Genomic DNA, 7636 nt, shown 5'->3' with positions numbered 1-7636 from the left:
CCCCACCCCCGCCGCCGAAACGCTCCCAGTGCCCCTCCGACACCACGCGCACCTCATCGCCCTCGACCATGAGGGCCGTCTCGTCGTCGATCGCGTAGGCCGGCACCCCGATCTTCGACGCCCATCTCCGCGCGCTCTCCGTGGTGTTCGACGACCAGCCCGGGTAGTCGAGGTGCGGGAAGATCGAGAACTCGACGAGACCGAGCGCCTCGTCGGTGCCGTCCGGCTGCCATTCGACGAACTCCGGCCCGATGCGCGGCGTCAGCACCATGCTGCCGGCGCTCACCCCGACCCACACCGTGTCCGGCAGCGACGGGAGCAGGTCAGCGAGCCCGGACTCGCGCAGCCAGTGCGCGAGGTAGACCGCCTCGCCCCCGTCGACGAGGAGGACGTCGGACTCGCGCACCCACGGCTCCCAGCGCTCGCGACGCATGGTGGGCAGAGCGAGGAGCTCGAGGACCCCGACGGACTCCCAGCCCAGCTCGACCAGACGCGTCTTCCCCGACACGGCGCGCCACAGACTCTCGGGCGTGCACATCGGGTGGCCCCACTGCGCCGTCGGGATCACCAACGCGCGCGACTCCTCGATCGGCTTGCCGAGCAGCTCGACGAGAGCGGCACGGATGCTGTCGTTCGTGACCCCGCCGGAGGTCAGCAGAAGCTTCATGGTTCACCGACACGCGTGGTCATCGAGCGCTCCCTCATCCCCGTGGGCCGAACCGGTGCAACGGATCGAGATTCTTCCCGAGAATCGCGGTGATCCGCGAGAGGTGAGCCAGATCTTCGGGCGAGAGCGCGTCGATCACGAGCCGGCGCGCGGTGGCGATGTGTCGCGGGGTCGCGCGGATCAACTCCCGTCGCCCCGCCGCGGTCAGGGTGGCCCTGCTGACGCGTCGATCGGCGGGCGAGATCGACTTCTCGACCAGCCCGCGCCCCTTCAGCCGTCGGCACACGTGCGACACCCGCGGGAGTGTCGCGTTCGTGGCCTCGGCGATTTCGGTCATGGATGCCGTCGACTCGGGCATCGCGCGAAGGTACGACATGAGGCCGAACTCGTAATGTGTCATCCCGGAGTCACGCGACAACTGCGCATCGAGCTCGCTCGGCAGCAGATTGCAGACGCGCAGGAGCCCGAGCCAGGCTTCGCCCTCTTCGGGGGTCATGCGCGGAACGGCGTAGGTCATCAGGTGCTCCGAACGTCGGGAGCGGGAGGGGCTACCGCGCCTTCACGCTACCCCGAGGTCGAGGTGGTGGCCGGTGCGATCGCGCTTCGCCCGCAGATAACGAGCGTTCGCCGCCGTCAGGTGCACTCCGGTCGGCACGACGCCATGGACGGTGATCCCGAGCGCGGTCAGCTGCGCGACCTTGTCGGGATTGTTCGTCAGAAGCCGGATCCCACGCACCCCGACCGCATCGAGCATCTGCGCGGCCGCGGTGTAATCGCGTTCGTCTTCCCCGTGCCCCAGGGCGGTGTTCGCCTCGTAGGTGTCGAGTCCAGCATCCTGCAAAGCGTACGCGTCGAGCTTCGCGTACAGCCCGATGCCACGGCCTTCCTGCCGCAGGTAGAGCAGCGCGCCACCCTCGATCGACAGCCGCTCAACGGCCTCGCGCAGCTGCGGGCCGCAGTCGCATCGCTCCGAACCGAACACGTCGCCGGTGAGGCACTCGCTGTGCAGCCGCACCAGGGGAGCGTCGTCGCTCTGGGAGGTTCCGTCGAACGACAGGAGCAAGTGCTCGGCTCCGTCGGCGAGGTGACGGAACGTCGACACCCGCGCGGTGGTCTCGAAACCATCGGCGAATCGCAGCGGGATGCGCACCTCGGTGCGCACCTCCGCGCGCGGGAGGAGAGAGATCGCCGCGTTCATGCCGCACCTTCTTCCGGCGTGACGGTCAACAGGGTTCCCCAGGGATCGCGGAGCCGGAGACTCCGCCCGTCGTCCTCCGTGGCGATGCCACTGTGGCGGGCACGATCGGCGAGGGCGAGCACGTCACTGCGCTCTGGCATCCGGAGACGGACATCGCCCAGGCCGAGCGAGACCGCACGCGGGCCCGCGCCGGCGCTGTGCCATGTATTCATGCCGATGTGGTGGTGGTAGCCGCCGGCGGAGATGAACAACGCGGACCCGAGGTCCATGACGACGTCGAAGCCCAGGGTGTCGACGTAGAAGCGGCGCGCCGTCGCGATGTCACCGACCTGCAGGTGCACGTGGCCGATCGTGGCCTCATCGGTGCTCTCGCGCGAGGGGTCGAAGTGTTCGCGAAGGAACGCGTTCGGGTCGATCGCCAGGTTCTGCGGCATCCATCCGGCGGGCTTGTTCTGCCAGACCTCGACCGGGCGATCCCAGTAGAGCTCGATGCCGTTGCCCTCGGGGTCGTGGAAGTAGAAGGCGTTGCTGAACGTGTGATCCGTCGCGCCCTCGTACAGATGCCCCGCGTGACGGGCCATCGACATGACCGCCGCGGCGAGCGCCGCGCGATCGGGGAACGCGATGGCCGTGTGGTACAGCCCGGCGTCGTGCCGGCGGAAGGGCGGCAGGTCGGGCGTGTGGGTGAGGGTCACGATCGGGATGCCGTCACGGCCGAGGGTTGCGCGCGGGCCGGACTGGTCGAGCACCTCGAGAGTGACGGCGCGGCGGTAGAACTCCGTCTGCGCGTCGAGGTCTCCGACGAGGAGTTCGACCGTGTCCATGCGCGTGGCGTCGGCCGCGGCACCGGCGGTATGAACGGGAGACGGGCGCCAGGTCAGCGCGGGAGTGGTCATCGGGCACGTCCTTCGGCCTGCGGATCGGACGGTCCGACCGCAGTTAGTTGACGCAACAACTAAGTGGGGAAAGCCATTCCCCACTGACCGCACGATCTTCGGGCGGGCTCGACGAGGCTCACAAACCCTTTCGCGACGGAGCGATCAGCAAGGGGTGGTCACGCACACGCGACTGACGGGGAGTGCGAGCTACGCGGTGGCGTGGCGGAGGATCGCGTTGGCGAGTGCGGCCGGATTCTCGAGGGGGAGGAAGTGACCGCACCCGGCGACGGAGTGCGTGCCGGCGGTCGAGAAGAATTCAGGGATCCGGTCTGCCCATGCGGGCGGGAAGAGGGGGTCGGCATCCGGCCAGAGGATCGTCGCCGGGGTGTGAATGGGTGGGAGTGCTCCGCTGTAGCCACGGTTGGCGGTGTACCACTGGATGCTGGCGCGAAAGGCTCCGGGCCTGCTGTAGGCGGCGATGAGGTCATCGCGGTGTGGATGCCGCTGCGGTGCGTCGGATCCTGACCATTGATCCCACACCCAGTCGAGGTAGGAGGCGACGTTGCTCTCGTTGCCGTCGATGAGCTCGGCTGCCAGCGGGGTGCGGTGGAAGTGCTGGTACCAGAACCGCTCGGCGTACTCTGCGTCGCCCGCCCGTGCGCCGATTCCGGGATATCCGGGCGTGAGGACTGCGCCGATGAAGCGGTCCGGGTCGGCGCGCAGAGCGGATTGAGCGATGCGGCTGCCGATGTCGTAGCCGACGATCGTCACTCCGCCCGTGACGCCTTCGGCATCGAGTTCTCTGAGGAGGCGCCGGGCATAGGAGTCCGCGGTGGCATCGTCCGTGTCGATAGGACCGGTGTAACCGGTCCCGAATCCTGCGAGCGTCGGGACCAGTACGCGAGTACCCGACAGGAGGGGCGTGACGGCCCGAAAGTCCGAAGGGAGCCCCGGCCAACCGTGCAGAAGGACGACCGGGTTCCCACCCGACGCCGGTTCAGGCTCCATGATCAACCGACACTCACCGATCGATTACATCCCCGGCGCCATATCCGCGAACCGCGAATAATGCCCCTGGAACGCCACCGTGATCGTGTCCGTCGGACCGTTACGGTGCTTCGCCACGATCAGGTCGGCCTCACCGGCGCGCGGGGAGTCCTTCTCGTACGCGGCCTCGCGGTGCAGGAGCACGACCATGTCGGCATCCTGCTCGATCGAGCCCGACTCACGCAGGTCGCTCAGGGCGGGCTTCTTGTCGGCGCGCTGCTCGGCACCACGGTTCAGCTGCGACAGCGCGATGACGGGAACCTGCAGCTCCTTCGCCATCAGCTTCAGCGCACGCGAGAACTCACTGACCTCCTGCTGACGCGACTCCACGCGCTTACCGCTCGTGAGCAGCTGCAGGTAGTCGATGACGACCATCTTCAGACCCTCGCGCTGCTTCAGGCGACGGCACTTCGCCCGGATCTCGACGAGCGTCATGTTCGGGCTGTCGTCGATGTAGAGCGGGGCGTCGTTGATGCGGCCACGGGTGGCGGCGACGGTGGTCCAGTCGCGGGAGTCGAGCGTGCCCTTGCGCATGCTCTGCAGCGGGATGGCGCCTTCGGCGCTCAGCAGGCGCATCGCGATCTCGGACCGGCCCATCTCGAGCGAGAAGAAGATGCAGGGCGCGTTCGACTTGATCGCGGCCGCGCGGGCGAAGTCGAGCGCGAGCGTCGACTTACCCATGGCGGGACGCGCGGCGAGCACGATCATCTGACCCGGGTGCAGACCGTTGGTCAGCTGATCGAGACCGGCGAAGCCGGTGGGGATGCCGGTCATCGAGCCGTCGCGACCGCGGGCGGCCTCGATCTCGTCGACAGCGGCATCCACCGCGACCGTCAGGGGGATGTAGTCCTCGGCGCTGTCGTCGCCCGAGACGTTGTAGATCTCGGCCTGCGCGCTGTTGACGAGCTCGGTCGGGTCGCCCTCGCCGGCGTAGCCCATCTGCACGATGCGCGTGCCGGCCTCGACGAGGCGGCGCAGCAGAGCGCGCTCGGCGACGATCGACGCGTAGTAACCGGCGTTCGCGGCGGTCGGGACGATCGAAGTGAGGGTGTGGAGATAGTCGGGCCCGCCGGCGCGCTGCAGCTCGCCGGTCTTGATGAGCTCGTCGGTGACGGCGACGACGTCGGTCGGCTCACCGTGCGAGTAGAGGGTGAGGATTGCTTCGAAGATCAGCTCGTGCTTCGGCACGTAGAAGTCGGGGCCGCGAAGGGTCTCGATGACATCCGCCACGGCATCCTTCGACAGGAGCATGCCGCCCAGAGCGCTCTGCTCGGCCAGCATGTCGTGCGGCGGGGTGCGCTCGGGGCGCGGCGCTTTTCCGAGACGCTCTTCGGCGATGTCAGCGATCGACACGTGCTCTCCTTCAGTGCTCCGACGCCCCCTCGCCTCCTCGCGCGCGCGCGCGTGGGAAGGTCGGGAACGCTGCGGGTGGGACGATCTCGCCAGCATGAAATCACCAACATCCGACATCGACGCGCGCCGGTGGTGAAGGGGGTGCCCGAGGGGCTGCACCCACGCTAGATACCACCGTCTCCACATGCAAACAGACCTGTGGATAACTCTGTGGAGAGTTTGCGGGAAACGCCGCCACGTCTGTGCACAACTACTGTGGACAACTAGGTGGATGGATACGAATTTTGGGCAGTAAGAGCTTTCTGACCTGGGATAAATCTGTCCACAGCTTTTCTGTTTGAAACCTGCGTGAACTTCGGCTTGAAGGTTGTGCGCTACGGGGTTCGCATGTGCACAACTCGGGGGATAACTCGCCGGACGCCTAGCCATCCAAGGTCCCTGCTGTCAAATCATTTTTCCCATCCGGCGTGTCGCCCGTCATCCCGCGGTTACTTACCGACTACCGAGATTTCACCCCCGCCCTATCGAACCCGCCGACTCAGGCGTACCGTTGCCGCCGCAGAGTCGTTGACGATTCTTTGGGGGTGCATCGATGGATGCCACGGCGAAGCGGGGAGTGTCGCACACGCTGCGATTGCTCATCGCCGGCGCCTGCGCGGCATTCGCCCTCGCGCTCCTCTCGCTCGTCCTCTCGGTGACGTCCGCGTCGGCCGATGACGGCGGGGGAGCCGGTCTGCTCGGCGGAATCGCCTCGACCGTCGACGACGCGACCGATGCGGTCGCCGACGTCGCCCGCCCCGTCACCGATGCCGTCGAGCCTGTCACCGATCACGTGGCCGACACCGCGGCATCCGTCTCCGACACCGTCTCCGAAGCGCTGCCCGAGCCCGTCGCAGCCCCGGTCACCGAGATCACCGACACGGTGACCGACGCCGTCTCCGACACGGCGGCTGCCGTCACCGACACGGCGGGTGACGTGTCCGATGGGGCACTCGGCACGGTCGACACCGTTGTCGACGACGCGACGCAGGGGGTGTCCGATGTCGTCGACTCAGGCGTGGGCGGCACGATCGTCGAGCCCATCGTCGACACCGTCGAGGCGCTGCCCGTGGTCGGACCCATCGTCGACGACACGGGCCTCGGGGACGTCGTCACCGACGTGGGCGACACGGTCGACGGCACGGTTCCGGTGATCATCGGCGAGCTGCCCTCGGTCGACCCCGTCGCCCCGGTGACGCCCGTCATCCCCGCGATTCCCGTCGTGCCGACGGTCCCGATGCCGGTCGAGCCGGGCGGAGTCGTCACGCCGCCGGCCGCACCGGTGGCGACCGACCCCACGTCCTCATTGGCGATGGGCGCACCGTCGACGGCTTCCCCGGCCGACCCCACCGATGCGCTCTTCGCGCACGCTCGCGCGACCGCCGCGTTCTTCACCGCCGCTGCGCACTCCGCGCCGCCGGCGCAGATCGCCGCCCCCGCATCCCCCGCGGTTCCCACCGACGATCCGACGCCCCTCGCCGCACAGAGCGTGTCGGGCGTCCCGGGCTCGTCGTCGGCATCCGGAAGCTCCGCCGCCGCCCCCTCCCCCGTCGCAACGCCCGCCAACGCCGTCTTCGGCGCCGGGCTGCTGCTTCTCGCTCTGCGCCACAACGTCGACGACGATCTGCCGGGGAGCCCCGTCTTCGCCACCGACGTCTCTCCTGACTGAGGACGGTCGCGCCGTGCCCCGCACGGCAGACGACCCCGCGCGTTCGCGCACCCTCACTCACACACAGGAGAAACACTCATGCGCAAGTTCTACTCGCGTGCCCTGCTGGGCGCGCTCGTCGGGGGCGGCCTGGCCGTCCTCGGATGCGGCATCGCCAATGCCGCGGAGACCTCGGGAGAGGACGGTCTGCTCTCGGGCGACCAGGCCGCCGTGTCGGTCGACCTGCCCGTCACCGTCGGCGGAAACGCCGTCTCGGTGATCGGCGACAGCCACAGCGAGGATGCCGACACCTCGGCGCCCGCTCCGGATGCCGCCCCGGTGACCACCACCGACGGCAGCGACGGAGTGGCCTCGGGCAACCAGGGGATCATCTCGGTCGACGTGCCCGTTACCGTCGGCGGAAACGCCGTCTCGGTGATCGGTGACAGCCGCAGCGAGGACGCCGACACGTCGGTGCCTGCCGAGCCCGCTGCCGAGCCAGAGACGGCTCCGGAGCAGCCCCCGTTGCCCGTCACACCGGCCCCCACCCACGAGGTGCCCGGAAAGACGGATTCCGTGACCACGGACGGCACCGACAGCATCGGCGGCGGCAACCAGGCCATCATCCCGATCGCGGTACCGGTCACCATAGGCGGCAACGCGGTCTCGGTGATCGGCGACAGCCACAGCGAAGACGCCACCACCACCGGCGACACCACCGGCACCACCGGCTCCACCGGCGACGTCGAAACCGACGGCACCGACAGCCTCCTCGGTGGCAACCAGGCCATCATCCCGATCGCGGT

8 protein-coding genes are annotated in these 7636 nt (G+C 68.6%); 2 read left to right on the top strand and 6 right to left on the bottom strand.

Features of this window, described 5'->3' with window-relative positions:
• The 6 genes from NS283_RS11435 to dnaB all read right to left on the bottom strand — a co-directional run.
• Positions 1–667: Type 1 glutamine amidotransferase-like domain-containing protein (locus tag NS283_RS11435; protein ID WP_081317400.1), on the bottom strand; the 667-nt coding region annotated here is incomplete at its 3' end.
• A 34-nt stretch (positions 668–701) separates the two neighbouring features.
• Complete coding sequence (locus NS283_RS11430; RefSeq protein WP_058596994.1) at positions 702–1184, bottom strand: MarR family winged helix-turn-helix transcriptional regulator; 483 nt, start codon at positions 1182–1184, stop codon at positions 702–704.
• Positions 1185–1226: 42 nt separating this feature from the next.
• The gene (locus tag NS283_RS11425) at positions 1227–1865 is read right to left on the bottom strand and encodes a GTP cyclohydrolase II (RefSeq protein ID WP_058596993.1); all 639 of its coding nucleotides are present in this window, start codon (positions 1863–1865) and stop codon (positions 1227–1229) included.
• Positions 1862–2761: a VOC family protein gene (locus tag NS283_RS11420; RefSeq protein ID WP_081317399.1), complete on the bottom strand. Its 900-nt coding sequence runs from the start codon at positions 2759–2761 to the stop codon at positions 1862–1864. Before NS283_RS11420 ends, NS283_RS11425 begins: the two co-directional genes overlap by 4 nt.
• 189 nt (positions 2762–2950) lie before the next feature.
• The gene (locus tag NS283_RS11415) at positions 2951–3751 is read right to left on the bottom strand and encodes an alpha/beta fold hydrolase (protein ID WP_058596992.1); all 801 of its coding nucleotides are present in this window, start codon (positions 3749–3751) and stop codon (positions 2951–2953) included.
• A gap of 24 nt (positions 3752–3775) precedes the next feature.
• Positions 3776–5071, bottom strand: coding sequence for a replicative DNA helicase (gene dnaB / locus NS283_RS11410; RefSeq protein ID WP_418299884.1), 1296 nt, complete (start codon positions 5069–5071; stop codon positions 3776–3778).
• Between the two features lie 664 nt (positions 5072–5735).
• On the opposite strand from dnaB, the gene NS283_RS11405 reads away from it, so the two are divergent.
• Both NS283_RS11405 and NS283_RS11400 read left to right on the top strand, forming a co-directional pair.
• Positions 5736–6851: a hypothetical protein gene (locus NS283_RS11405; protein ID WP_058596990.1), complete on the top strand. Its 1116-nt coding sequence runs from the start codon at positions 5736–5738 to the stop codon at positions 6849–6851.
• A 78-nt stretch (positions 6852–6929) separates the two neighbouring features.
• The coding region (locus NS283_RS11400; protein WP_153003347.1) for a chaplin family protein at positions 6930–7636 on the top strand (707 nt) is incomplete at its 3' end.

The sequence above is a fragment of the Microbacterium testaceum genome (assembly GCF_001476285.1).
GTDB classification, from domain to species: domain Bacteria; phylum Actinomycetota; class Actinomycetes; order Actinomycetales; family Microbacteriaceae; genus Microbacterium; species Microbacterium testaceum_B.
Note: the sequence above shows the minus strand (reverse complement) of the source record. Positions and strands in the feature narration are given on the sequence as shown.